This is a genomic window from Lactobacillus helveticus (assembly GCF_046109915.1).
In the GTDB taxonomy this organism is placed as follows: Bacteria; Bacillota; Bacilli; order Lactobacillales; family Lactobacillaceae; genus Lactobacillus; species Lactobacillus helveticus.
Window position 1 is genome coordinate 209866 of record NZ_CP151471.1, and the last position, 25709, is coordinate 235574.

General features: G+C 32.0%; 22 protein-coding genes and 5 pseudogenes. 22 read left to right on the top strand and 5 right to left on the bottom strand.

The genetic code is table 11. The annotated features are described in order from the left end of the window. Nucleotides 1-8: 8 nt before the first annotated feature. Nucleotides 9-1214: a metal-dependent hydrolase family protein gene (locus AADV52_RS01200; RefSeq protein ID WP_014918496.1), complete on the top strand. Its 1206-nt coding sequence runs from the start codon at nucleotides 9-11 to the stop codon at nucleotides 1212-1214. A gap of 55 nt (nucleotides 1215-1269) precedes the next feature. Here the strand turns inward: AADV52_RS01200 and psiE are convergent, their stop codons facing one another. After that, nucleotides 1270-1677, bottom strand: a complete 408-nt coding sequence (gene psiE, locus AADV52_RS01205; RefSeq protein WP_013854643.1) for a phosphate-starvation-inducible protein PsiE — start codon at nucleotides 1675-1677, stop codon at nucleotides 1270-1272. A gap of 740 nt (nucleotides 1678-2417) precedes the next feature. Between psiE and AADV52_RS01210 the strand changes: the two genes are divergently transcribed. From AADV52_RS01210 to AADV52_RS01265, 12 genes and pseudogenes are all read left to right on the top strand, one after another. Next, entirely contained in the window at nucleotides 2418-3584 is a 1167-nt protein-coding gene (locus AADV52_RS01210; RefSeq protein WP_014563280.1) for a galactokinase, read from the top strand. 21 nt (nucleotides 3585-3605) lie between these two features. Next, nucleotides 3606-5069: a UDP-glucose--hexose-1-phosphate uridylyltransferase gene (locus tag AADV52_RS01215; protein WP_014918498.1), complete on the top strand. Its 1464-nt coding sequence runs from the start codon at nucleotides 3606-3608 to the stop codon at nucleotides 5067-5069. A 118-nt stretch (nucleotides 5070-5187) separates the two neighbouring features. After that, nucleotides 5188-6183: an aldose epimerase family protein gene (locus tag AADV52_RS01220; protein ID WP_014918499.1), complete on the top strand. Its 996-nt coding sequence runs from the start codon at nucleotides 5188-5190 to the stop codon at nucleotides 6181-6183. Between the two features lie 145 nt (nucleotides 6184-6328). Then, nucleotides 6329-7187, top strand: a pseudogene (locus AADV52_RS01225) (IS982 family transposase). Between the two features lie 327 nt (nucleotides 7188-7514). After that, on the top strand, nucleotides 7515-7835 hold the full coding sequence (locus AADV52_RS01230) for a hypothetical protein (protein ID WP_013682684.1): 321 nt from the start codon (nucleotides 7515-7517) through the stop codon (nucleotides 7833-7835). A gap of 24 nt (nucleotides 7836-7859) precedes the next feature. Next, the gene (locus AADV52_RS01235; RefSeq protein WP_241958329.1) at nucleotides 7860-9464 is read left to right on the top strand and encodes an ABC transporter ATP-binding protein; all 1605 of its coding nucleotides are present in this window, start codon (nucleotides 7860-7862) and stop codon (nucleotides 9462-9464) included. Nucleotides 9465-9466: 2 nt separating this feature from the next. Then, a complete protein-coding gene (locus AADV52_RS01240; RefSeq protein WP_014918500.1) occupies nucleotides 9467-10327 on the top strand; it encodes an McbB family protein in 861 nt (286 codons plus the stop codon). Nucleotides 10328-10329: 2 nt separating this feature from the next. After that, nucleotides 10330-10941 (top strand): hypothetical protein, encoded by a 612-nt coding sequence (locus AADV52_RS01245; RefSeq protein WP_227028465.1) that lies wholly within the window; start codon nucleotides 10330-10332, stop codon nucleotides 10939-10941. 2 nt (nucleotides 10942-10943) lie between these two features. Continuing rightward, nucleotides 10944-11939, top strand: coding sequence for a hypothetical protein (locus tag AADV52_RS01250; RefSeq protein WP_107775393.1), 996 nt, complete (start codon nucleotides 10944-10946; stop codon nucleotides 11937-11939). Between the two features lie 16 nt (nucleotides 11940-11955). After that, nucleotides 11956-12960 carry a YcaO-like family protein gene (locus tag AADV52_RS01255; protein ID WP_014918504.1) on the top strand — a complete coding sequence of 335 codons (1005 nt, stop codon included), beginning with the start codon at nucleotides 11956-11958 and terminating at the stop codon, nucleotides 12958-12960. A gap of 19 nt (nucleotides 12961-12979) precedes the next feature. Further along, nucleotides 12980-13819: a hypothetical protein gene (locus tag AADV52_RS01260; RefSeq protein ID WP_014918505.1), complete on the top strand. Its 840-nt coding sequence runs from the start codon at nucleotides 12980-12982 to the stop codon at nucleotides 13817-13819. Further along, complete coding sequence (locus AADV52_RS01265) at nucleotides 13809-14600, top strand: SagB/ThcOx family dehydrogenase (RefSeq protein ID WP_014918506.1); 792 nt, start codon at nucleotides 13809-13811, stop codon at nucleotides 14598-14600. Before AADV52_RS01260 ends, AADV52_RS01265 begins: the two co-directional genes overlap by 11 nt. 166 nt (nucleotides 14601-14766) lie before the next feature. Here the strand turns inward: AADV52_RS01265 and AADV52_RS01270 are convergent. The 3 genes and pseudogenes from AADV52_RS01270 to AADV52_RS01280 all read right to left on the bottom strand — a co-directional run bounded on the left by AADV52_RS01270 (nucleotide 14767) and on the right by AADV52_RS01280 (nucleotide 16759). Continuing rightward, a pseudogene (locus AADV52_RS01270) lies at nucleotides 14767-15625 on the bottom strand (IS982 family transposase). Nucleotides 15626-15767: 142 nt separating this feature from the next. Continuing rightward, on the bottom strand, nucleotides 15768-16418 hold the full coding sequence (locus AADV52_RS01275; RefSeq protein WP_014918508.1) for a hypothetical protein: 651 nt from the start codon (nucleotides 16416-16418) through the stop codon (nucleotides 15768-15770). A 62-nt stretch (nucleotides 16419-16480) separates the two neighbouring features. Beyond that, nucleotides 16481-16759, bottom strand: coding sequence for a hypothetical protein (locus tag AADV52_RS01280; protein WP_126096170.1), 279 nt, complete (start codon nucleotides 16757-16759; stop codon nucleotides 16481-16483). 66 nt (nucleotides 16760-16825) lie between these two features. On the opposite strand from AADV52_RS01280, the pseudogene AADV52_RS01285 reads away from it, so the two are divergent. From AADV52_RS01285 to AADV52_RS01320, 8 genes and pseudogenes are all read left to right on the top strand, one after another. Continuing rightward, nucleotides 16826-17275 (top strand): annotated as a pseudogene (locus AADV52_RS01285) (IS982 family transposase); the annotation flags it as partial. 11 nt (nucleotides 17276-17286) lie between these two features. Then, nucleotides 17287-17820, top strand: a pseudogene (locus AADV52_RS01290) (response regulator transcription factor); the annotation flags it as partial. Nucleotides 17821-17827: 7 nt separating this feature from the next. Beyond that, a pseudogene (locus tag AADV52_RS01295) lies at nucleotides 17828-19102 on the top strand (sensor histidine kinase). 45 nt (nucleotides 19103-19147) lie between these two features. After that, a complete protein-coding gene (locus AADV52_RS01300) occupies nucleotides 19148-20320 on the top strand; it encodes an MFS transporter (protein WP_014918511.1) in 1173 nt (390 codons plus the stop codon). Between the two features lie 18 nt (nucleotides 20321-20338). Beyond that, the gene (locus AADV52_RS01305; protein ID WP_014918512.1) at nucleotides 20339-20746 is read left to right on the top strand and encodes an OsmC family protein; all 408 of its coding nucleotides are present in this window, start codon (nucleotides 20339-20341) and stop codon (nucleotides 20744-20746) included. Between the two features lie 19 nt (nucleotides 20747-20765). Further along, the gene (locus tag AADV52_RS01310) at nucleotides 20766-21470 is read left to right on the top strand and encodes an oxidoreductase (protein ID WP_014918513.1); all 705 of its coding nucleotides are present in this window, start codon (nucleotides 20766-20768) and stop codon (nucleotides 21468-21470) included. 63 nt (nucleotides 21471-21533) lie between these two features. Further along, nucleotides 21534-22319 (top strand): hypothetical protein, encoded by a 786-nt coding sequence (locus tag AADV52_RS01315; protein WP_014918514.1) that lies wholly within the window; start codon nucleotides 21534-21536, stop codon nucleotides 22317-22319. Nucleotides 22320-22660: 341 nt separating this feature from the next. Next, entirely contained in the window at nucleotides 22661-23587 is a 927-nt protein-coding gene (locus tag AADV52_RS01320; RefSeq protein WP_014918515.1) for a hypothetical protein, read from the top strand. On the opposite strand, the gene AADV52_RS01325 is transcribed toward AADV52_RS01320, so the two are convergent. Then, entirely contained in the window at nucleotides 23569-24075 is a 507-nt protein-coding gene (locus AADV52_RS01325; protein ID WP_014918516.1) for a hypothetical protein, read from the bottom strand. The two genes, AADV52_RS01320 and AADV52_RS01325, sit on opposite strands and share 19 nt — an antisense overlap. A gap of 181 nt (nucleotides 24076-24256) precedes the next feature. Between AADV52_RS01325 and AADV52_RS01330 the strand changes: the two genes are divergently transcribed. Continuing rightward, complete coding sequence (locus AADV52_RS01330; RefSeq protein ID WP_014918517.1) at nucleotides 24257-25708, top strand: TcaA 3rd/4th domain-containing protein; 1452 nt, start codon at nucleotides 24257-24259, stop codon at nucleotides 25706-25708. Nucleotide 25709: the final 1 nt, after the last annotated feature.

The following is a 25709-nucleotide window of genomic DNA, read 5'->3' on the forward strand; positions in this document are numbered from 1 at the left end:
AAATAAGAATGACTAAGACAGCTTTTGTAAATTGCAATTTATTTGTTGGTGATCGGGAACAATTATTAAATAATGCTTGGTTTGTAGTTGATAATGAGACCGGAAAATTGACTGCCAAGGGTACAGGAAAGTTAAATGTGGCGGTTGAGCAACAGGTAGATTTAGACGGACAATATGTCATGTCAGGCTTGATCAATGCCCATACTCACGTGGGATTGGTAAATGCAGCCAAAGATCATTATCCAGAGACCGAAACTTTGGTTACTTATAAGGCACTGAAGGACTTGAAAAACGGTTTAAAAGGTGGGGTAACTTACATTAGAAGTTGCGGCGTTCCTTTTGATGTAGATGTAAAGCTGAAAAATATGCGAAATGATTATCCTTTTGAAGGACCAGGAATGAGACCAGCGGGGATGCCAATTTCTATCTTGGGTGGTCATGCTGATCAGCCTTTAGGTGAAAATCATGAATTGAATGTTTCTCATTTGGTTAATTCACCTGATGATGTTCGCAAGGCAGTTCGTGAACAGTTCAAAAAAGGTGCAGAAAATATTAAATTAATGGCGACCGGTGGGATCATGTCGCAAGGCGATCAAATTGATGATACCGAATTATCATTGGAAGAAATGAAAATGGCGGGAGCAGAAGCTCATTCCAAGCATATGACGGTGTGTGCACATGCGGAAGGTCGGCTGGGCATCCACTATGCGGTAATAGCTGGTGTTGATTCTGTTGAACATGGCTTTTACGTGAGTGATGACGACATTGAATTAATGAAGCAGCAAGGAACATTCTTGTCACCGACTTTGATCGCTGGTCACCAAATTGCTGTTTACGGTAAAGGAAAAATGACTGATTTTTCATATCAAAAAATGTGTCAACATGTTGATGCATTCTACCCACATGTAGGCAAGGCAATTAAGGCAGGAGTAAAACTGGCTTTGGGTACAGATGCGGGAACCTTCATGAATCCTCTTGAAAGTACCGCTAAGGAACTAACTGAACTTGTTCGAGCAGGAGCAAGTAATTATCAAGCTTTGCATGCAGCGGGGTTAGGTTCAGCAGAGTTATTACAGATTGATGATGAATATGGTTCTTTAGAAGAAGGAAAGTATGCGGACTTTTTAGTATTGAAAGATAATCCGCTTAGGGATGTTGCCGCGGTAGAGCAAGCAGATAAGCAAGTGTACCAGCATGGGGTGAGAAAATTTTAGATAGAAAATAAGAGCTAAATTCAATTGAACTTAGCTCTTATTTTTTCAGCTTAAATTACATATTTTTCATATGTTTATTAAAAATCACCATGGCAATGATTAACATTAGAATCGATACTGAAGTAGCTACGATTTCCCAGACATCCCCGTGAGCGGTAATCAGGCTACGAATTAATGCGGTCACGCCTAAACCCATTAGGAAATTAATACTAGTATGGCCGTGGTGACGCAAAGCAGAGATGATCATGGCGGTGAATTCGAAGAACAGGAAGAAGACGATGATTTCATCCATGATAGCAGAGTTACTTTCTTTGATCGATGGTGAAAGCAGTAATTGGAAAAGCGGAATCAGATCGCGGAATAGAAGGATGATTAGTAAAACACCTAATAAACCGATGGCAATGACTAATAATGATTGTAAAAAACGAGCAAACTTGATGACATACTTATTGAAATCTTTCATACTGATCCTGCTTTCTGAATAGTCTGCCATCATTATAATCGACTACTGGCTGAAAGTATATTTTTACTTAAATATAAAAGATATGCTAAAATTTTGAAAATATACTAAATGAGACATAATCAAAATAATAATTACAAAAATATTGACACTTAAAAATATTGACACTTACAGTAGAAGCTATTATAGTAATTGAAGTATTTTTAGTATAAAATGTAACCTTTTTATTAATAAAAGTATTGTTGTAAAACGCAGCCGCTTGATAAATATCATTTATAACACGTTTTAAAGAATTATATTCTTTAGGTTTTAATTTTCTATAATTGTATTTTCTATTCATCATTCTCCCCCCAAAAAAATGAGTTCACATATTAAAATGTGAACCAATCATGGTCGGTTTATTTTGGTGTCTGCCACCCGTTTGGCCCTTACGTCCCAATTTAATATCGAGATTAGTTTTGGCCCTCGCAACCCGTTAGACCCTTGCGTCCTATAAAAGTATCAGATTGACCATGAGCCGACCGCTCATTAGGATTAATGCCTACACATTTATATTATGCCTAATCAGTAATTTAGTACAAGAAAAGAATTGATTTTCTTCAAGCGATATTATCAGATTTTGTATTGCAATAAACTAAATAATATAAATATTTTATTTGTTAAAGTAAAGTATTTACTAAATAGCGTTAAGAGTATATACTAAATATTGAAAACGATTACAGGATAAATTTGAGGTAAAACTTATGAATAAAGAAGAACTACTTAAGAAATATGAAGCAACTTCTAACGAAAAGGCAAAGGATGTATTTTTCTCACCAGGTCGAATTAATGTAATTGGTGAACATACTGACTACAACGGTGGACACGTCTTTCCAGCCGCAATCAGTTTAGGTGTTTATGGAGTCTATGGTCCAAGAGACGACAAAAAGGTACGCCTTTACTCAGGCAACGTTGACGGCGATATCGTTGAATTTGACATTGATGACACAAATGTTGAAAAAGATGAAGACCGTTTCTGGGCTAACTACTTTAAGGGCATGATCACTTATTTGCGTGAAAAGTATGATGGTATTGATCATGGCTTTAACTTGTACATCGAAGCTAACTTGCCATCAGGTTCAGGTCTTTCATCCAGTGCAGCCATTGAAATGCTAATGGGAATCATTTTAAAAGATGAATTTAACTTAGATGTTGACCGTGTAAGTTTAGCCAAGATGGGCCAAAGAACTGAAAATGAATTTGTTGGCTTGAATTCAGGAATTATGGATCAATTTGCCTGCATTATGGGTAAAAAAGATAGTGCTATTTTCCTAGATTGCAACACCTTAAAGTATGAATACTTACCACTTGCATTAGGTGATTACGAAATCATCATCATGGCTACTAATAATCCACATACTTTAGCTGATTCTGCTTACAACGATAGAGTTGCTGAATGTGGTCGTGCACTTAAGAAGTTGCAACAAAAGCTTGATATTAAGGCATTAGGTGAGCTTGATAACGATACTTTTGATGAATATTCTTACCTCATTAATGATGAAACAGAAATCAAGCGTGCTCGTCATGCAGTTAGCGAAAACCAAAGAACTTTGCGTGCAACTCAAGCTATGAAGGATGGCGATCTTGAAAAGCTTGGTCGTTTGATTAATGCTTCTCATGAATCTCTTCACTACGATTATGAAGTAACTGGTAAGGAACTTGATACTTTGGCAGAGGCTTCATGGAAACAACCTGGCGTGCTCGGTGCCAGAATGATCGGCGGCGGTTTCGGTGGTAGTGCCATTGCGATCGTTAAGAAATCTGAAGCTGAAAACTTTAAGAAGAACGTCGGCAAGATTTATCGTGATGCAGTTGGTTATGATGCAAGCTTCTATGATGCAGAAATCGTTGACGGTACTAAGAGAATTTAATTAGTGTGAGAAGGGAAAGTTATGAAAATTATTGAAAAATTTGCGGATGAAGTTATAAATAGTGGAGCCTACGAACCATTAGATCGAGTATATGTCATTAATAAAATTAGAGCATTAGTTGGTGATCATGACGAAGAAGAAAATGATCAACCGGCAGCTAAGCAGTTAGTTGATTTAGCAGTTAAGAATGAAAAAATTCCGGATGACATCACTTCTCGTGAAGTGCTAAATGATCAACTTTATGATCTAGCTACCCCAACACCATCTAAGACCAATAGTATTTTCTGGCAAAAAATGCAAAAGTCTTCAGAAAAGGCCACTGATTGGTTCTATAAATTATGTGAAGACAACAATTATGTTAAAAAAGAAGCTATTGCTAAGAATGTTGTTTTCTCAGGTACTAGTTCTAAAGGCCACGGCTTAGAAATTACAATTAACTTATCCAAGCCTGAAAAAGATCCGAAGGCCATCGCTGCGGCAGCACATGCAACAGGTAAGAAATATCCTCAATGTGCGCTTTGTCTTGAAAATGAAGGCTATTTAGGTGGTTATGGTAAGAATGCTCGTTCTAATTTAAGAATTATCCGCATGAACATTGCAGGCCGTCCATGGGGCTTCCAATATTCACCTTATGCATACTTTAATGAACACTGCATTTTCTTGGATCAAAAGCATATTCCAATGGTGATTAATGAACAGACCTTGATTAACTTAGTTGAAATTGAAAAAATCTTCCCTCATTACTTCGTTGGTTCTAATGCTGATTTACCAATTGTTGGTGGTTCAATGCTTGCTCATGAACACTATCAAGGTGGTCGTCATACTTTCCCAATGATGAAGGCTGGAATCAAGAAGAATATTATGTTTGATTCTTATCCTAAAGTTGTGGCAGGCCTCGTTGATTGGCCAATGAGTGATTTACGTTTAACTTCAGATAATTCACTTGATTTGATTGATCTTGGCAGCAAGATTATTAAATTCTGGGATAACTATTCTGATACTGCGCGTGATATTAAGGCATATGAAGGTGAAACACGTCATCATACTGTCACTCCAATCATGCACCGTGAAGGTAAGAATTTTGTTCTTGATCTTGTTTTACGTGATAACAATACTAGCGAGAAATACCCACTTGGGATTTTCCACCCACACAAGCAATTGTGGCACATTAAGAAGGAAAACATCGGCTTGATTGAAGTTATGGGTAGAGCTATTTTGCCAGGACGACTTAAGAGTGAACTTGAAGAAGTAAAGAAATACTGGCTTGGTGAAGACAATAAGATGGCTGCAAGTCATAAAGAATGGGCTGATCAAGTTAAGGCTGAAAACGAAATTAGCTGGGACAATGTGGATCAAGTGATGGAACAATCACTTGTTGAAGTATTTGAACAAGTTCTTCAAGATGCTGGCGTATTTAAGAATGATGCAGATGGCGATGAAGGCTGGGATAAGTTTATTGCGGCTTTGACTAAAGAGATTAAGTAAAGTTATTAAATCGAGGCCTTGAGGGTCTCGATTTTTGTTAACGGTAACTCATATGCGATTGATAAAAAATACTTTATAATAGCAATGAAAACGAATACAAAAAAGAAAAGGCAAAAATATGAAAACAAGTTTTAATAAATATGGCAGAGAAGATGGTAAGGACCTTTGCGAGATCGTTTTGGAAAATGATCATGGCATGATTGTTAAGGTGCTTAATTATGGTGCAACGCTAGAAAAAGTTTTGCTTAATGACGAGAATATGATTTTGTCATTGAATTCACCAGCTGATTATTCTCAAGAAAGAAATTATTTAGGTGGTACAGTTGGCCGTATTGCTGGTAGAGTTAGAAAAGGTCAATGGAGACATGGACTTGAAACTCATCAATTACCAATCAATGAGGGTGAGAATCATATTCACGGCGGAATTGGTACAGATACTGAAGTCTGGGATTTTAAGCCTTCTTGTAGTGAAAATAGTGCACGAGTAGATTTAACTTTATTGGATCCAGATGGTCATAATGATTATCCAGGCAATTTAAAGATTCATGTCAAATATGAATTGGATAATGATAATACTTTGCATTACTCAATCAATGCTGTGAGTGACCAATTAACTATTTTTAATCCGGTAAATCATGTTTACTTTACCTTGGGTGAAAAAGATAATATTAAGGATTTGTTGTTGCAAATGAATGCCGATTATTATTTACCGGTTGATCATTCTGGAATGCCTGATCGCGGGATGGAGAAAGTTGCTGGCACTGCTTTTGACTTTAGAAAGACTAAACGTGTTGGGGATGCTTTAGAAGCTGACGATCCTCAAATCAAAGATAGAGACGGGATGGATCATCCATTTATTTTGAATGGTAATCAACCTGGTGCAGTTTTAAGTTCTGAAGATCATAAGGTGACTGTAAATACTGATGCCCCATCATTGATTATTTATACTGGAAATGGATTTGATCATACTGGAAAGTACACTGCTGACTTTGGTCAATATGCTGGCATTACTTTTGAAGCACAAATTCCACCAGCTGAAGATAGCGATTTAGGTCGCATTACATTATTGCCGAATGAAGAATTTGAGCGAAATGTAAGCTGGAAGTTTGAATAAAAACGAGGGATTGGAAATCATTGATTTTCAATCCTTTTTGCTTATTTTAGTACGCGTGGTGCTAGTTAAATCGTTTTAGTTAATAAAAAAGTCCAATCGGACTAGACTCAAGTTGTAGTATTCAATAGAAAAGAGTCTGATCTGATTGAACTGCCTTAAGCTTAAGCGTTTTAGTCATCCTAACACAAGTTAGTTTTAAAGATTTAGTGATAATTTGTCGGCACTGGTATCGTTTGTATGCACCGGCTGAGTTTACTCATCGGCGAAATATTGATCAAATTAAAACTACGGACAGTCTGATTTTGGCTTTACTTATCTGGCAAGCTAAGACAGGAATTGAATCACAAAGAAGATTCTGTGAATGTTTCAATTGTTTGTCACACTCACGTTTTAATCGGCGTTCACGTCAGCTATTGCAATTGATTTATCAGATACGGCAAGAAATGAATAAAAAGGTTGACCTGAATGGACAGTTTCTGATCATTGACAGCTTTCCGGTACCTGTTTGCCAACCAATTCGAAACTATCGTGCTAAAATTTTTCGCGGTTATGCCAACATTGGTTATAAGGCCACCAAGAAAATTTACTTCTATGGTTTCAAAGTTCATGCCATTGTTAGCGATGACGGTTACATTCTTGATTATGTCGTAACAAAGGCATCAGTTCATGATGCCAGGGAGACAGTTGAACTGATGGAAAATACCCATCCATCTAATTACTATCTTCTTGGCGACGAAGGCTATTTAGGCAAAGAACTACATCAACAGCTAAAACAAATGGGTTACGAACTTTGGACACCATATCGTAAAAATATGACAGGAGCTAAAAAGCACAATGATCATCAATTGATGGCTATTCGCAGAACAATTGAAATCGGCTTTTCGCTTCTGACCTATTACAATGCCGAGAACAATCGAGCACGTAGTCTGATAGGCTTTCAAAGCCGGTTGGAAATTGCAATTTTAGCTTATAATTTGGCTTATTGTCTAGAACGATTTAACTAGCACCACGCGTATTTAAATAATAGAAAGAGATATTAATGCAAAACAAGAAATTATTGAAGTAATTGATAAATTAATCGAAAAACTGCAAGTAGGTAGAAATATGCTTTTAAAAAATTTATGGGTGATGAGGAACATGACAAAAAACAAAATTAAGAGAAACAACAACTTTACGCAACAAGATTTATCTAATCTTTTAAAAATTATGTTGACATTAAAATAAAATGGTATTAAAATTTCATTAATTTAATTTAAAGTTAACCATAACTTAAGTTAAATTAATGAAATTTTTGTATTTAATATTAATAATTTTTATAAGGAGGTAGTATTATGCCAAGTAATAAAAAAAGTGGTTCAGTTGTAGGTAAACCACTTAGTTCAAAATATGGAACTTCTTCAAATTCACAGACAGACTCAAACGCAGTGAAGCCAGATGGTTTTTTATGTATTAGTTTTTGTTTGTCAGCATGTAAATCAAATTGTCGTAGTGAATGTGCTTCGGCATGTGCTAGCAATTGTGGAAAGGCATGTGCTTCAGCATGTAAAGCGGCATGTAGGGCTGAATGTAGATCAATGTGCTACGGAGCAGGTAGCGATGCACCGACAACGCTAAATAAGCAAGTAAAATCAGTAGAAGATATTATTCTATAGCATTAATATTATCAGGTGAGTTTTATGCATATGTTTCTAAAAAGGATCTGGAATAAATACAAATTTGATTATATTCTTTTGCTTGGAATGAATATTATTAATACCTGTATCGAAACATCTAATGTTTACTTAGAAGGTATGCTAATTAATTCACTCGTTTATAAGGCTGATAGAGTATCATTTATACGTAATATAATAGTGATTATAGTTTTGAATCTTATAAGACTATTTTTATCTTTTTTTATAAGTAAAATACAAATTCTAAAATATAGAAAAATAAATTTAGACTTTAACGATTCTATAATTAAAGAACTATACTCTAAAGATACATTAGAAGTTATAAAAAAAGATCCTGTTAAAACTGCAGATAGAATTACTGAAGATACAGATGAAATATTAACATTTCTATTTCATACAATAAATCAGGTTATTTCAATTTTATTTTCTTCTATTATAATCTTTGTTTATATATTTAAAACTAAGTCACGATTTTTTTTACTCATAATGATATTACTACCAGCCTATATTTGTTTATATTTATTTTTAAAACCTAAAATTTTTGAAATAAATTTAAAGTTAAAACAAGCTTACAATGAGTATTTTTCCGGTTTTACCGAGTGGCTAAGCAGGTATATTGAAATAAAAGGAAATAACCGTGAAAATAAAGAAAGTAAAAGATGGAGTAAAACTAAAAAATCTCTTTTAAATATTACAAAACGCGATTTCCTACTTAATTTAAATATGAGTAGTAGCGAAATTATTTTTCAATTAATTTTTCAATTAATTTTATTTATTAATGGTGGATTATCAGTAATATCTGGAAATATGACAGTGGGTTCTTTTTCTATTTTATTTCAATATTTTAATCAACTTTTAGGAGAAGTAGATGAGATCTTTTCTGTTCTATTTGGACTTGAATCATTTCGTGTAGCAAAGATGAGAATTAATAAATTATTGTCAATAAAAAATGAAGTGGATGGTAAGAAAATCATTTCTAGAATAGAGTCAATATATGTACACGATTTTGATATTTCACTTCACCGTAATTCTCCTTTATTTGTTAAAAAATTGAATTGCACCTTTAGTAGCCCTGGTCTTTACATCATAAAAGGGAAAAATGGAATTGGAAAATCCACATTTTTAAGGACTTTAATTGGATTGTATACACCGATTAAAGAAGGAGAAGTCCTAATAAATAATGAAAATATTGATTTAATAAATAAAAAGAAATTAAGGGAGAATAATATAAGCTGTTTATTTCAAGATGTACCTCTCCCTAGTTGTACCGTGGCTGAATATATACGAGATAAACATACTAATAGTAATAGTGATCAAAATGAAGCTTTTAAAAAAGTATTTTATTCCTCTCAATTTAATATTAAAAGAGTTTTGGATAGAAAAATGGATGAATTGTCGACAGGAGAACTTCAATTAGTAAAACTATATTCCGCTTTTTTAAAGGAAAAAGTAGATTGTTACCTATTAGATGAGCCTCTTGCAAATATATATCCTGAATTGCAGTATGATACTTTAAATCTATTAAAACAAATGGCTCAAACAAAGCTCGTTATAATAATAAGTCATGATTTACAATTTGAAAAAATAGGTAAAACTATTAAGGTAGGATAGTTATGAAAATATACGTAGTACCACAGTTCGTTATTCTGAATAATAGTTCTGATAATGCAGTTGTACAGAATAAAAATGGAATAAGCCAACTTACAGATAAAAACATTATTGCCTTTTTTAATAAGCTTGATGAATTACATAAAAATAAGTTTACGGAAAATTTTATTAAAGATTTTTTTGGTTCATCTCAATGTGCATCAATTGTAAATTTTTTATTGGATTCTCAATTAATTGAAGAAGAGAAAAATTTTAACCTTGAATATAAAAGGACTGTTGTTTTTACTAATAGTCAAAAAATGTATTCCTTAATGTTAAAAGTTATAGCTGAAAAAAACTCAAATTTAGAATTTAACTATGTAAATACATTTCAAAGTAAAGAATTTGTTTCTAAAATTAATGAGTTATTGAATGATAGATTAATTGTGCTTATTTTTAGCCCATTAGACCTAAATGAGTATACGTGGGCCTGTGATTATCTGAGAAAGAGAAATGCGTTGTATTGTACAGCTTTTCCATATAATAGCAAGTTTTATTTTTCAAACATTTATAAATATGAATGGAAAAATGCGTGTCCTAAATGTTTTATTTCTGAGCTTATTTCTAGTTTAAGGTCTACAGGTAAATTTTATTCTATGCCAACATTCCAAACTGTTATTGATATTATTTATAACGAAAACATAAAATTTAAAATTTATGATTTTAATAATTTAAGTATGAACTTGGAAATTTTAAAAGCTGCGTTAGAACTAGCGGATAGTAAGCGTATTGAATTTTTTACCTCTACACATAGGGAAATTGATAAGAATGGATCCTCTAATTTTGATCAATGTGTTCATTGGGAATTGTGTAATTGTTTGGAGTAAAAATGGATCTGAAATTTTATTTTAAAAAACAGTTTGAATTTCAACTAGGTAATGTGCCATTTTTTGAGAAAGAAAAGTGGGATTTTCAGCAAAAAGAACTTCAAAGATTAAATCATATAGAAGAATCCAATGATTTGAGATATATAGATAGCTACAAAACGTGTGAATATGATGATTTAAAAGATAAGTTTTCAAGTATAATAAAGAACGCCTTGAAGAAATTATCTAAATATACTAGAAATGAAGTAATATCGTTATATTTATATCTTTCCGATGATAGTTTTGGATTAACAAAGGGTACATATTTATGTACTGAAACTAAGTTAATTAAAGTAACATCTGCTAATTGGGTTAAAAAACATTCTTCGTGTAAAAGACTTGATTTTATTATTGCTTGTCGATTAGATAAATTAGTTATTTTAGGAAAATCAGGATTAGCAAAAGCATTAAAACAAGCAGGCGTACTTGAAGTTGAGTTAGAAAATAAATTATGCCTAAATAATGAACAAGTAGAAAGAATAAATGCTCAAACCAATTTAAATGCATTATCTTTTAATGCTGGATTAAACATAAATGAGATTATTATTTTAGGTTGTATTCATCTTGAGGGTTGAAGATGTTCAAAGATTATTTAGATTATATATATCTCTCTAATCCAAGTTATTTAGATAATAGTATAACAGGAATAGGATCAGTTTATACTATACATTATCAAAACAGAGAATTGCCATATACTACATCTGCTCAGGGAAAGAACCTATATCAGTTAATTAGAAAAATGTATAGTGAACTTTCTGAACGAATAGGATTTAGTTGTTATTCATATTTAGATAGAAAAACTTTTGCTTTAAATTTAGAAAATCTAAAAATTAAGAAATGTTTGACTATCGATTGGGGAATAGGACATACTCTTCAAATAGGCAATATAGATACTACAGGAACTGCTGCAGGTACAATTTCAAAAAAAGTAATAAAAAAAGCAATTTTTGAATTGCTGGAAAAGAATGAATTATATTTTTTTTGGTATTTAAATAATGGGCAAAGACTTAATATTTCCAGTGTTATTAATCTTTTTTTAAAAAGAGAAGGAATGGAGAAATTTGAGAATTATTTTTTTGAAGTTCAAACTTTATCTTTGTACTATACTGTGATTTATATTGCAATTAAAGATAATCATATAGTAGCTACTGGAATCTCATGTTCTCCTTATATGTATGAATCTGTTAAAAATGCAATAGCAGAAGCTAAGATAATATATATGTTTAATTTAAGAAGAGGCTCGCTTTATTTAGATTCTTCTGAGCTGGAACATAAAGAAGCTTGTAGATTTATTAAAAGTAACAAATTTATAGCACATAATTTAAAAGGAAAAAATATAAATAATAACAATATATTGAGATTAAAATTATCGCGTGAAGTTAAAAATTTAAGTATATGTTTAAATACTTTTTTTGGCGATGACCCAGGGTCGAAAATAATTAGTGCTATGTCTCCTACTTTATTAAAATGTACACCAGTTAAAGAAAATATTTTATTTTCAAAATCAAATTTATTTTTAAAAGAACATCCATGTTCTACATTACGAACCCATGTTGATTGTATAGTAGTTTAGTTAGAGAGTTATAGTTATGATAGTAGATAATAACAGTTATTTCTATGAAATAAATGATAATTTATACTTGAATTCATATAAGGCAGATTGCTTTTGTAGTATGCCTCCAGAAAATGCAGTTTGTGGTGCAACTAATTTATCTTATAGAAAAGCAGTATTAGCAACTATAGGTGAAGGAATGGAAAGGCAAGTCTTATTTAGAAATTATCATTTAATGAATGAGTCTTTTCATGTATGGGATTTGATTCAAAAAAAAGAAAAAGTATTAAGAAATACCTCCTTTTCACGCTTGTATTTTTATGATACTTGTGGATTAAGTAGTCATAGATCTTCCAAAGAATGCATTTTTAATTCATTAAGCGAATTTATAGAACGACAATCATTTATTCTTACTTATCTTGCAAAGCGTGAAGCCCCAGAAATAATTCATAATTCATTATTTAATTCTGTTGTTCCAAAATTTCTTCAAGACATTCATGTTTATAATATTTCAATATTAAAAACGTTTCATGTGTATCTAGGAATAGGATATATAGGGCGTGGTTATTTTACAATTGGGATAGGTTCAGGAAATAATAGTATCTTAGCTTTAACTAATTTAGTTAGAGAATTACTTCCCTTGAGAAAGATTCGAGTTGGAAGAGACAATAAAAATATTGCTTCTTTTTTAGATTATCAAGATATTTTTAACCTTTTTGATACGAAAACAATACTAAATGCATATAGTTTTTTGGCTAAACATCATTTAAAGCAGACTATAAATTCGAATAAAAGTTCAAGTCAAGAAGAAATCTTAGATGAAATGAAAGTAAAATGGAAGATGCATCCATATGTTATGGTTTTCTTTAATGAAAACTATCAACGAGAAAGATGCGCAAATGCAAAAAATAGCAAAATATTTGATCTTGGGTATTTTCCTTCATTATCGGTTAAAGATTTTACCGAGAATATTTATGATAATGTAGAAAAAAAGACAGGATTAACTTTGGATAGAAATATTAATTTTATTCCGTTCCCTTAGAATCATAGGTGATTGTGAAATGTTGTTACAATTAAATCCTAAAATAAAGATATTAAGTGAAAATAAACACTCGTGTGTAATGCTCTTAAATAATAAAAAAATAATTTTACATGGAGAAAATTATCAAAAATATTTTTTTCCTTTGATTAAAGTGTTTAGAAAAGCGATAACTTTAGATAGGGCATTGGCTATTAAAAATTATAAATCTAATGAAATTACAAAAATAAAAATAGTAATTAATAAGTTGATAAATAAAAAGATTTTAATTTTTGCAGGATATGAAAAGATTAGATCACAAAGTAGTTTAAAAGTTCTGTTGATAAACTTTTCGCAAGATGATTTTAAAAATAATGTTAATATAGTAGACCTTTTTTCTAAAAATAATGTTAATTTCATAAATTCGGATTCCTTAGCTTTAGAATGTGAAGAATTGCAAGATTTTGAAGCTATATATAAAGAGGTTGCTTTTAATAATTATGATGTAGTTTGTCCAATCTTTTGGTATTTATGTCCTAAGATTATAAAAGATATAACAAAATATACTAAAATGGTGATTCCTGTTGTATCTAATTCAAATTATTTTTCTTATGGACCATTGATTAATAAAAATAATCTGGATGATAGCATGTTAAGTCTTAATGCTGAGGAGCATAGGTATAAATATGTAGATTATCATTATTCTAGAAGAGTTAATATATTACCCGTAGTTTTTTTAGCAAATGAAATTAAACAATGGGAAACTGATAGCAATAGTGAGTTATACAATTGTAATATTTTAGATACAATTTGTTCTTATAATTATAATTCGCAAGTTTTTAAAAAAAAGCATATTGTTTGGGTGAGAGAAAATGGAAATTAATGATGAATCTTGCTTTATGGTAAATAATAAAACACCACTATATAAGTATTATAATGCTAAGACGAGTTTAAATAGTCAGAATAGTAATGTGTTTGAGACATCAATTGCTGCAGCATTTGATGATGAAAAATATAGATTACATACTATTGACACTACAAAACATACTAAGAGAAAAAAAGGGTCATTACCTCTAGATATAGAGTATAAGAATAATGAACTAGAAAACGCTATTTTAAATAGAAAAAGCACTAGAGAATTTTCTAATGAATTAATTAGTTATACAGACTTTTGTAAAATTATAGGTCTTTCTTATGGCTTTAATAATTATGGTAGAATTACTACTCCTTCTGCTGGTGGAATATATGAAATAAAGCTAATTATTATAATTAATCATGTAGAAAATATTAAGAATGGTGTATATTTATACGATATAAATTCTAATTCATTACTACCGTTAGATTTAAATTTTAATGTATTAGATTATCAAAAAATCACTTATTCTTTGACGTTAGCAGAAAAATGCGCTTTTTCAGTTCATGCTATTACTCATCCATGTTTTATGACATATAAGTATGGTGACCGTGGTTATCGTTTTTTAAATTTAGAATGTGGACATATATTTCAGAATCTTTCTCTAGTTGCAAATTATTTAAATATTGGCTCTGTATGTTCAGGTGGATTCGCTGAAAAGAATTTTATCGATTATTTAAATAATAATAGTCCTTTAAATTTTAATGATTATATGGTTCTATATGAAGAATTCTTTGGTAAGGAAAGATAAGAGTATCAGAAAACGATGATAGTTAACTTTTAGTTTTTTTATTATGTTATCATAAGAATGGATGTAAAATTTTGATAGAAATTTACAATCATTGTTTCGAAAAAATGTTAATTTAAAGTAGCGTAAATACGGAATTATATCAAGCTACAGATTACTACGCGTGGTGCTAGTTAAATCGTTCTAGACAATAAGCCAAATTATAAGCTAAAATTGCAATTTCCAACCGGCTTTGAAAGCCTATCAGACTACGTGCTCGATTGTTCTCGGCATTGTAATAGGTCAGAAGCGAAAAGCCGATTTCAATTGTTCTGCGAATAGCCATCAATTGATGATCATTGTGCTTTTTAGCTCCTGTCATATTTTTACGATATGGTGTCCAAAGTTCGTAACCCATTTGTTTTAGCTGTTGATGTAGTTCTTTGCCTAAATAGCCTTCGTCGCCAAGAAGATAGTAATTAGATGGATGGGTATTTTCCATCAGTTCAACTGTCTCCCTGGCATCATGAACTGATGCCTTTGTTACGACATAATCAAGAATGTAACCGTCATCGCTAACAATGGCATGAACTTTGAAACCATAGAAGTAAATTTTCTTGGTGGCCTTATAACCAATGTTGGCATAACCGCGAAAAATTTTAGCACGATAGTTTCGAATTGGTTGGCAAACAGGTACCGGAAAGCTGTCAATGATCAGAAACTGTCCATTCAGGTCAACCTTTTTATTCATTTCTTGCCGTATCTGATAAATCAATTGCAATAGCTGACGTGAACGCCGATTAAAACGTGAGTGTGACAAACAATTGAAACATTCACAGAATCTTCTTTGTGATTCAATTCCTGTCTTAGCTTGCCAGATAAGTAAAGCCAAAATCAGACTGTCCGTAGTTTTAATTTGATCAATATTTCGCCGATGAGTAAACTCAGCCGGTGCATACAAACGATACCAGTGCCGACAAATTATCACTAAATCTTTAAAACTAACTTGTGTTAGGATGACTAAAACGCTTAAGCTTAAGGCAGTTCAATCAGATCAGACTCTTTTCTATTGAATACTACAACTTGAGTCTAGTCCGATTGGACTTTTTTATTAACTAAAACGATTTAACTAGCACCACGCGTATTATGATTAATATCTTTTTTAGTTCGTAAAATTGTAAATCTCACGAACTAAACCCTTTTTCCAAATCGATTGTCAGGTAAATCTATAAAGTATTTATGCCCACCTAGATCATTTTCGACCCTATCATGAATTTCTATTAAAATATAATATGTTATCACGTACATGATGCCAATAATTGCAAAATATATAAAATAAGCTATTATACTAAAACACAATAAAAGTAGATATACACTGGATGAAACTGCAGTACCTATTACAACCAAAATATAAAATTTCTTCCAACTATCAAATGCAATATGCAATATTACTTGAAAGTTTTCAATTAAACGACTTACGAAGTAAATTTCACTAATAAAGCAGAGCCCAACACAAAAACTAATAAAATCTTGTCTCTTTAACAATATTAAAATAATTGTATTAAGTACAGCTATCACTATACTTACTATCATAACTAAACGATTAATACCCATTCTTTTATTTGCTATCAGCCTTTGAGAATCAAATGATATTCTTTCAATCAACCAATTATACTCATCAATTATGTAATAAAAATTTGCTATAAATCCCAAATTAATTATAAATGCTAATAATCCATGCATAATCAGCGAAAAGACCAAATACAACATACCCAACATTCCTATCCAAGGAAGAATGGCAGAAATTCGTCTTGATCGAATAAATTTTTTAGTTTTATTCACCCAGTTCACCTCCTTATATAAAAATGGACATAATTAAATTAAAATTATGTCCATTTCTATTATTAATTTTGCACATTATGTTGACCACAATCACCACCAGGAAGTGTATGAATGAAACGATTTACTCTATAAGTTGCAGCAGAAACCTTTGTCTGAGTCCCAGCAAAAAGACCTGCACCAACAGATGCCAACACGACTAAAGATAAAAACACTTTTTTCATAAGATTACCTCCTGAAATTTTTATTATATTATAATTCTTTTTAATAAAAATCAACACTAAATTAATATTTTTATTATTTTTAGTCAAATTTCCTCGTAATCCTTTGCCAAAGTGATGCATTCTCAATCTTATCAACTTTATTTTGCAACTCAGAGCTCTTCTCAGCACTAGTTAACAACCTTTGTTGACATTGGTTATAAGGCCACCAAGAAAATTTACTTCTATGGTTTCAAAGTTCATGCCATTGTTAGCGATGACGGTTACATTCTTGATTATGTCGTAACAAAGGCATCAGTTCATGATGCCAGGGAGACAGTTGAACTGATGGAAAATACCCATCCATCTAATTACTATCTTCTTGGCGACGAAGGCTATTTAGGCAAAGAACTACATCAACAGCTAAAACAAATGGGTTACGAACTTTGGACACCATATCGTAAAAATATGACAGGAGCTAAAAAGCACAATGATCATCAATTGATGGCTATTCGCAGAACAATTGAAATCGGCTTTTCGCTTCTGACCTATTACAATGCCGAGAACAATCGAGCACGTAGTCTGATAGGCTTTCAAAGCTGGTTGGAAATTGCAATTTTAGCTTATAATTTGGCTTATTGTCTAGAACGATTTAACTAGCACCACGCGTATACGATATCATTATTTTGGACATTATGATGCCAGTAATGGATAGAATTACTGCTTTAAAGGAGATTAGAAAAAGCGGTGATAAGTCATATATTTTAATGTTGACAGCCAAATCAGAAATCGATGATCGAGTAACTGGTCTTGATAGTGGAGCTGATGATTATTTGACAAAACCATTTTCATTAAAAGAATTATTGACTAGATTACGTTCAAAAGAAAGACGACAAGATGATTTTACTCCTAATGAAGTAAGCATTGGGGATGTTATTTTAAATGTGTCTGAACAAGAATTAGTGAGTCCTAATTCTATTCGACTAAATGGACAAGAAACGCAATTAATGGATTACTTTATTTTAAATGAAGGAAAAGAATTATCTACTGAAGAATTACTTAGTCATGTTTGGAAAAACGATGAGGATGCTAATAGTGATGTGGTTTGGATCTATGTTTCGTATTTAAGACAAAAATTACAGTCGATTCAAAGTACGATAACTATCGATGGAATAAAAGGTGGGAATTATCAATTAGTTAAGTAGGTGAGAGATGATTCAAAAATTTCGTTGGAAATTTATTGGGACTTCTGTTGCTGCTTTATTAATGGTATTGCTGATTACTTTAGGAAGCTTAGTAGGGATTACTCGTATTCAGAATCAAAATGAGGTAGACCGAGTTTTGACTGCGTTAGTGAAAAATGAAGGCCATCTTTCCCCTCGTAATGCCCAACCAGCTTTTGGCAATCAAAATGATCCAATTAATCGTAATTTCTTAGCAGGTAAATATAATCCTGAAGCAGTTTATCAATATCGATATTTTTCGGTAACTGTTGATTCTAATCGACGTATTCATGTAATTAACGATAATAATGTTTATAAGGTTAAGAATACTGAGATCGAAAGTATTACTAGAAGAGCTTTAGATAATCATGATAAGCAAGGAAGTATTAAGGCAGGACAGAATCAATATGCATATCGTATTGCCACTAATTCAACGGGAGAAACGTTAATTATATTTTTGAATGAGACACTTATTTATCAACGATTTTGGTTGATATTTAGGGTGGCACTGGTTTTAGGAATAGGTGCATTAATTGTTTTTGCCTTAGTTTTAATTTTAGTTTCAGGTAAAGCAATCAAGCCAATAACTGATACATATCATAAGCAACAGGAGTTTATTACTAATGCTGGTCATGAATTAAAAACACCTTTAGCAGTAATTTTTGCTAATACGGAAATGGAAGAAATACTTGGTAATAATTCGGAATGGAATCAAAGCACAAAAGAGCAAGTTGACAAATTAACTAAGCTGGTTAATCGGCTAATTTCACTTGCTAGAGCCGGAGAAACTGGTTAATTAACCTTAAGCAAAGTTGATTTTTCAAAGATTGTTGAACAATCAACTCAAGATTTTAAATCGATTATGAAGAAAAATGATTTGGCATATCAGGTTTCGGTTCGTGAGGGATTAAATGTAATTGCGGAAAAGCATTCCCTGACCGAAGTGGTTAATATTTTGCTTGATAATGCGCAAAAATATTGTGATCCACATGGAAAGGTACGAGTAGAGTTAACTAAAGGGACTTGGAGTAAAAATGTGATCTTGCGAGTAAGCAATACTTATACTGAAGGAAAAAATATAAATTATGGTCATTTCTTTGATCGTTTTTATCGAGAAGATGAATCACATAATTCTAAAAAGGGCGGATTTGGCATTGGTTTGGCGATGGCACGTGAATTGATTCAAGTCTTTAAGGGGAAGCTTTCTGTTAGCCATAAAGGTGAAAATATTGTTTTTACTGTCAGTCTTAAAAGTGTTAAATAGTTTTTCGTGAAGTTGTATAATGGGATACAGAATCGAGGGACTAGAATGACTGAGAAAAAATCAATCTATACCAAGGATGTTATGTTAGTGATGGCAGCATCGTTTTTCTTTATGTTTAGTACGATGCTCGTTAACCCATTAATTAATGGCTATGCCAAAAATTTGGGTGCTAGTAGTGTTTTTGCAGGAATAATTGTAGGAATTATGAGTATTGCTGCTATGTTTTTGCGTTCAGTTGCTGGCAATTTGACAGATAAATTTTCAAAATATCGTCTATCCTTCATAGGTGGAATTTTGATTTTAATTGGTGTAGTAGGTTATGTTTTCACGCCCTCAAGTGGCTGGCTTCTTTTATTTAGATTGATCAACGGTACAGGATATGTTCTATGTACTGTTTGTATGACTACTTGGCTGGCATTTTTAGTACCACGTGAACATGTTGGAGAAGCTATGGGCTTTTATGGCTTAATGAATGCTTTAGCTATGGCATTAGCTCCAGCACTTTCAATTAATATTTATCAAAAAATAGGTTATCGAGAAAGCTTAATTGCAGCCGCAATTGCGGCATTATTAATGGTGATTTCTATTCAATTTGTTGGAAATCACGCTGAGCCAATTGTTAAGAAAAATCAACCTGAGAAGCATTTCAAGATTATTCAAATGAATGTTTTGCCAGTGGCTATTTTAACCACACTATTTGCTATTCCCTATTTCATTACTCAAGCGGATATTGTTACTTATGTTGAACAAAAGCATTTATCTGTAGCTGTTGGTAGCTATTTTTTGATTTATGCAGTGGTTTTGTTAATCATTAGAATTGGACTTAAGCGTTACTTTGATACAGTTAGATTTGGTGTTTGGTTTTGGATTAGTTTAATTTCTACAGCTGCATATATTTGTTTATTAGCCATTATGCAAAATAATGGGGAGATGGCTCTTGCTGCAGCTGGTATGGCTATGGGATATGGTATTATCTATTCTGTTTTGCAATCCACTGCACTTTTGCTGGCTCCCGTTGAAGAACAAGGATTAGCTAGTTCTACGTTTTACTTGGGATTAGATATTGCAATGTCTTTTGGCCCAATGATTAGTGGTGTAATCGATAGTATTTTGCCTGTCAAATGGTTCTATGTAGTTGATTTGGTTCTAATTCCTGTTATGTTGTTAGTATATTTTGTTTGGCGTAAACGTTTAAATGGTGCAATTGATCATCATTAAATTAAGTGAGGTATAACTATGGGTGATTATTTAGTAAAAACAAAGTTAGAAAATACAGAATGGCAAATTGCCAATCAAGCTCGTGATCATGTTTTTATTTGTGATGCGGATAAAAGAAGTAAAGAAGATGCAGGTCCTAATCCAGTAGAATATTTATGTGGAAGCATTAATTCATGTATAACTATGTCTGCTGGAATGATTACTAAAATTCATCGATTAGATGTGAAAAATTTTCATGTAGAAAATTATGCTAAGACAGAAAATTTGGGCCATGGTAAATCAGTTGTAACTGAGATGAAGATAAAGGTTTCTTTTGATTCATCAATGAATCGAGAAGAGAAAGAAAAATTCATTGCGCATGCTTTGCATGTTTCAACTGTTTATCAGACACTTAAAGAAGCTATTAAGATTTATGTAGAATTTTAAAATTTAGAGGTAATTATGAATGGCATTATTGGATGAAGCTGTTGTATTAAATGATGGAAGCTTAATGCCTAAAACTGGCATAATAGTTAAAAATGATGATGATGTAACGAAAGCCACTAAATTAGGATATCGTTTGCTGGATTGTGCAGTAGATGATAATTTAAAAATAAAAGATGTAAATCCTCAACTATATGTTGAAGTTAGGATCTCTAAGTTAGCTAAGGGAAAAGAGTTACACGATAACTTAAAAAGCATCAGGGCTAATCTAATAGCTGATCAGGCAGATTTATGTTTGTTAAATTTAAGCGATGATAATGAACGCAATAATCAGATTTGGCAGAAATTAGAACAACTGAAAATTACAGGTTGGGTAAAAACATTAGGAATTGAGACAGATGAAGCAGATGCATTAGAAGCACTATTAAAAAATATTAAATTCAAGCCTAATGTTTTGCGTTTAAAATGTGAAGATACGGATTTACTTACTATAGCGAAAAATAATAAATTGCAGGTAGAAATACCAGTTAAGGGTGATATTGCAGCTTTAGCAGAAATTGCAGATAAGTATCATACTTCTCCAATGGAATTAGTATTATGTTATTTTAATCAAAAAGGCATTATTCCGTTAGTTGAAGCAAGTGAAATGATAGAAAATCCACAAGTTAACTTTAATATTAAGTCTGCAGATATGGCTACAATCAGTCAATTATTTGTGAAGGACTAAACTAGTATGTAATATAAAAGGTGTTATAATAGAACTATAAGTGTTTATATTGGGAGATAATCTATGAAAACTAAGAAATTATTTACTTCTATTGCTGCAGCTGTAATGCTTTCTACTAGTTTAGCTGGTAGTGGAGCAGTATTAAGTCAAACAGCACATGCGGCTAACACTACTCAAACAACTACTAAGAATTCAAATGATAAAAAGGGTACAGTTAGCGTTAAGCGTAGATCAGTAACTGTAACTATTAATAGCGATAAACCAACTTTACTTGCTGTAGGAGAAGATGGTAAATCTGTTAAGCCAGTTGCTTCTACATATACTAAAGGACAAACTATCCAAGTTTATTATTCTGTAGCATTTACAGCTACTGCTCAAGGTTCAGAAGGTCAACAACTTCCTGCTTATTATGTTGAAAATAAAGCAATTGATGGCAAAGAATCAATGATCTTTATTCCAGCTGGCGCTGTAACTGCTGCTACTGCAGTCCCAAGTCAAGCAGATTGGGTAAAACAAGCTGAAAGTGATGCTAAAGCTATTCAAGAAGCTTACCAAAACAGAGATTTGAAGTATATCGTTGTTACCCCTAAATCAAAGAAGGGTGCAAAGATTTACTATGCTTATAAGAAAACTAGAAAATCAAAGAAAGTTTACTTCAAAGCAACTAAAAAGAAGATCAAGAAGGGTAAAAAATATAAGTCTTCAATGATTGTTAAGCACGGTAAGACCAGATACGTTTACATTGGTAAGAAACGCTATGTTAAGTCATCTGCTTTGAAGATGGTAAGTGCTAAATATGCACCAGTTAAGTTATCAGACGATCTTAAGAGCTTAATTGTAGAAAACTAAAAATTTTTAATATATATGAAAAAGTCGAGTTTTCTTTGTGAAACTCGGCTTTTTTGTATTGATTAATGTAGATATTTCCTTACAATGATAACAGGGATTATTATTGGAGAAATATTAATAAAAAAATTGAAGATATTCATCATTATAAGTTTAATGATGCTTTTTTGGGTTCGGCCCAAATCCGTTTCAGCCAAAAGTTTTAGTTCGTTTCAAACTAAGATGATAAATGGTAATAGTAATTATCGAATTTATCAAGGGATGACACATAGAGGCCCAGTAGGAAGTGTGGGGCTAGCTCGCACGTTTAAGTATGGCAATTTTCAAGCAAGTGCTGTAAAAAAGTGGGAAAGTCGAAATATTATTTCGTTTGGATTGATGGGCATAAAGCAGGTTGGCTTAATCAACGAGCTTTTTTAAAAAATAAAATTAGCGTTGTTAAAAAGATCAGTTTGGTTAATAACCCTTATTATATTTTCCCTACGAAAGATGCAATTAACTTTGCTACAGATTCGACAGGAACAGTTGTAAATCCTAATAAAGTTAAAGCATCCCAAGATGAAGTTTTGTCTAATATTGCAAGTGAACATAAGATTACATTTACTTATGGTAAAGCTCATGCTCATACAGTAGTTGAAGTAAGAGGGGATGCTCAAGAAGGAGTTGGCGTAGCAGATAAACCTGAACAGACAGGTAAGAGTGCTAGCAGCTGGTTCAAGCATTATAGAACTTCAGGTAATTGGGGAAAAGGCGCAAGTTATGCTCCAGAAACTAAGCCTCATGTATTAAAAAGTGGATCATTTAAGTTAAAAACTTATTTTTATCAGCCAGCTACTTTAAGTCAAGGTCGCTCTCAAACTGGTATGGTTGGACCAGTACCAGAGGGAATGACAATTTCAAATGGCTCAATGTATGCAACTATGTATAAAGCCTCACATAATACACGTGCGCATATAGTTGTTTATAAACTGAAAAACGTGCCTAATCGCTATATTATGCAGAAATTGCCATGGCTGCCTTGGGGACAATTTACACGATTGGCTTCAAAAATAAAAATAAGTCCTTATATTAAATTAGGACATGGTCAGGCTTTTAGTGCCACACATAAATATATTTATGCGATTGCTAATGACCATTTATTGCGTCATAGTTCTCAATCTGAAGAAATCATGCAGATTAGTAAAAAGGATTTACAAATTAAACGTATTTGGACATTCAAAATCTGGAATAAATCTGCTAAAGGAGTTTTTCATTATCGACTTAATTTGTGAATCTTATGTGCTAAAACCATTTCCTTGTTACGGTCTGCATAAATTGCATCTTTAAGGTAATTTATTGGCTTGAGCAAGGTGTTTCTGCTGGTAGTAGACAAGTAGATTACATGATGATGATCTAAGTGGCGTAAATATCTTTTGGCATTTTGAATTCTAGTATGGTGCTCAAGGGCTAACTTCGGCTTGAAGCCCGTAATTTGATGTTGAGCATTGTAGATAGGAACAACTTGATGATGCCATTTATCAATATGATGAGTATTGTGACCACCAATTTTCTTACTTGCTTTAACAATATCTTCTTTAGTGGTCAAATTATCTTGTTTTTTCAGCCGTGAATTTTTATCAAGATAATAATTGCCAAGACCATCTTGCCGATATAATTGTAAAATCTTAACTGAGTCTTCTTTATTGACAGTTACTTTTAAAACGTCACCATTTTTGTGGTTCATTAAATATATGTCGTGATCAATGGTGTAATTCTTCATGATAAAATATTCACCTCTTCTATATTAATTATCTAACATGATATTATAGTTATTTTTTAAAATATTGGAACTGTTTTTCGCTAAATTTTTCTAAAAAATTACTTCTGTTAAAAAAAACAGTGTTATTAGGATATAATAAGTGTAGTTATAATAATATTTTTGTGATTAAGTATAAAATAAAATGAAGAAAATTTGTCCTAATTGTGGTAAAGAAGTAGACCCTGAGGAGAAGTATTGTCCATTTTGTCATTTTAATTTAGTTAATAATGATGAAACAATGGTGACAGTGAATATAGGGCTGTTAGGATTAAAAAATAATGAATCGACTAAAAAGGATGAAGAAAAGATTCAATCTGAAAAGGAAAAATCTGATACTAAACCTGAAAAAAAGAAGCAACCAGAGAAGGCTGTTTCTAAGTCGAATGAAGATAAAAAACAAAAAATAGAAAAAAATGAGATAATTCCGAGTCCTCTTCCTCCTAAGAAAAAGCCAACGCCTTTACCTAAATCTAAAAAGAAAAAATTCCATTTTAAATGGTCGATTTTAATAGAAATAGTAGTCGCTGTAATAGCAATCTTGGTAATGGTTGGTACGAATTACTATAGTTGTAAAGCTCAGATCGGTCGAATAGAGACTGGATTAAAGAATGGCGAGGTTAACAACGTAGTAACTAACGGGAAAGTTCCACTTACCGCTAAAAATTTAACGCCATTAAAGGAATACTATAAGAATAATCCTGCCGCATATAAGAAATTGAAAAAGAGTTTGATGGGTAAGAATAACTTACCAATTAAACTAATTAAGCAGGGACATTATTTCTTGTTTTTCCCTCGGTATGTAGTTCAATTGCCGACCTATGAATTGAATGTAGTTAATGATTATCACCATTCTACTGTTACAGTTAATGGTATGAAGTTTGTTAAAAAGCAAAAGGTTTTCCCTGGTGCATATAATATAGAAGCAAAATCTTCTTATTTAGGTCAAATAGCTAAGTTTAAGAAAACAGTTAATGTTTGGAAAGATCAAACGGCTGAAGTGAACCTTAATGCTAAGACGATTAAGGTTCAAGGGATGCCGAACGGTAAGCTTTATCTAAATAACCATAATATTGGTAAGTTAGATAAAAAAGGAAATCTTGTTCTTGAAGATGTACCATTAACCAAGCCGTTTTCTATGTATGTAGCTAAAAAGCAGAAGGGTAAACTTGTTAAAACTAAGCAAGTTAAGGATGTACCTGCAGTTATCAAAGGTAGCAAAAATGTAGCTGTACTTAAATTAGATTGGCAGCAATCTAAAAATGTTGGTAAATTATTGGAAGATAATTTTAACTATCCTAACTCTAAAGATTTTATTGGTGGCAGTAAGAATAAGAGTTATGTTGAATTAAGAACTTTAGTAAGTAATTGGCGTAATAGTCCTAACATTACTAAGTATCATGCCAATATTACTGTTAACAATAAGTCACTGAATGATATTCGATATTCTGTAGAATTCAATTTTGCGTTTAATAAAAATGGTAAACGTTATAAGAGAGTTCAAGTTATGAAGTTTAGAAGTGCTTCTGCTAGGTCTACTTCTAAAGGTCTTAAGATAAAAACAATTGGCGGTGGACGCATTGTCAGTTCAAAGTAAA

Bases quoted from the DNA above. Each gene is read 5' to 3' on its own strand.
- psiE (WP_013854643.1), bottom strand. From the start codon at position 1,677: ATGAAAGATTTCAATAAGTATGTCATCAAGTTTGCTCGTTTTTTACAA.
- AADV52_RS01315 (WP_014918514.1), top strand. From the start codon at position 21,534: ATGAAAACTAAGAAATTATTTACTTCTATTGCTGCAGCTGTAATGCTT.
- AADV52_RS01305 (WP_014918512.1), top strand. From the start codon at position 20,339: ATGGGTGATTATTTAGTAAAAACAAAGTTAGAAAATACAGAATGGCAA.
- AADV52_RS01250 (WP_107775393.1), top strand. From the start codon at position 10,944: ATGTTCAAAGATTATTTAGATTATATATATCTCTCTAATCCAAGTTAT.
- AADV52_RS01220 (WP_014918499.1), top strand. From the start codon at position 5,188: ATGAAAACAAGTTTTAATAAATATGGCAGAGAAGATGGTAAGGACCTT.
- AADV52_RS01255 (WP_014918504.1), top strand. From the start codon at position 11,956: ATGATAGTAGATAATAACAGTTATTTCTATGAAATAAATGATAATTTA.
- AADV52_RS01215 (WP_014918498.1), top strand. From the start codon at position 3,606: ATGAAAATTATTGAAAAATTTGCGGATGAAGTTATAAATAGTGGAGCC.
- AADV52_RS01325 (WP_014918516.1), bottom strand. From the start codon at position 24,075: ATGAAGAATTACACCATTGATCACGACATATATTTAATGAACCACAAA.
- AADV52_RS01235 (WP_241958329.1), top strand. From the start codon at position 7,860: ATGCATATGTTTCTAAAAAGGATCTGGAATAAATACAAATTTGATTAT.
- AADV52_RS01230 (WP_013682684.1), top strand. From the start codon at position 7,515: ATGCCAAGTAATAAAAAAAGTGGTTCAGTTGTAGGTAAACCACTTAGT.
- AADV52_RS01240 (WP_014918500.1), top strand. From the start codon at position 9,467: ATGAAAATATACGTAGTACCACAGTTCGTTATTCTGAATAATAGTTCT.
- AADV52_RS01210 (WP_014563280.1), top strand. From the start codon at position 2,418: ATGAATAAAGAAGAACTACTTAAGAAATATGAAGCAACTTCTAACGAA.
- AADV52_RS01330 (WP_014918517.1), top strand. From the start codon at position 24,257: ATGAAGAAAATTTGTCCTAATTGTGGTAAAGAAGTAGACCCTGAGGAG.
- AADV52_RS01310 (WP_014918513.1), top strand. From the start codon at position 20,766: ATGGCATTATTGGATGAAGCTGTTGTATTAAATGATGGAAGCTTAATG.
- AADV52_RS01300 (WP_014918511.1), top strand. From the start codon at position 19,148: ATGACTGAGAAAAAATCAATCTATACCAAGGATGTTATGTTAGTGATG.
- AADV52_RS01245 (WP_227028465.1), top strand. From the start codon at position 10,330: ATGGATCTGAAATTTTATTTTAAAAAACAGTTTGAATTTCAACTAGGT.
- AADV52_RS01260 (WP_014918505.1), top strand. From the start codon at position 12,980: ATGTTGTTACAATTAAATCCTAAAATAAAGATATTAAGTGAAAATAAA.
- AADV52_RS01280 (WP_126096170.1), bottom strand. From the start codon at position 16,759: ATGCATCACTTTGGCAAAGGATTACGAGGAAATTTGACTAAAAATAAT.
- AADV52_RS01200 (WP_014918496.1), top strand. From the start codon at position 9: ATGACTAAGACAGCTTTTGTAAATTGCAATTTATTTGTTGGTGATCGG.
- AADV52_RS01265 (WP_014918506.1), top strand. From the start codon at position 13,809: ATGGAAATTAATGATGAATCTTGCTTTATGGTAAATAATAAAACACCA.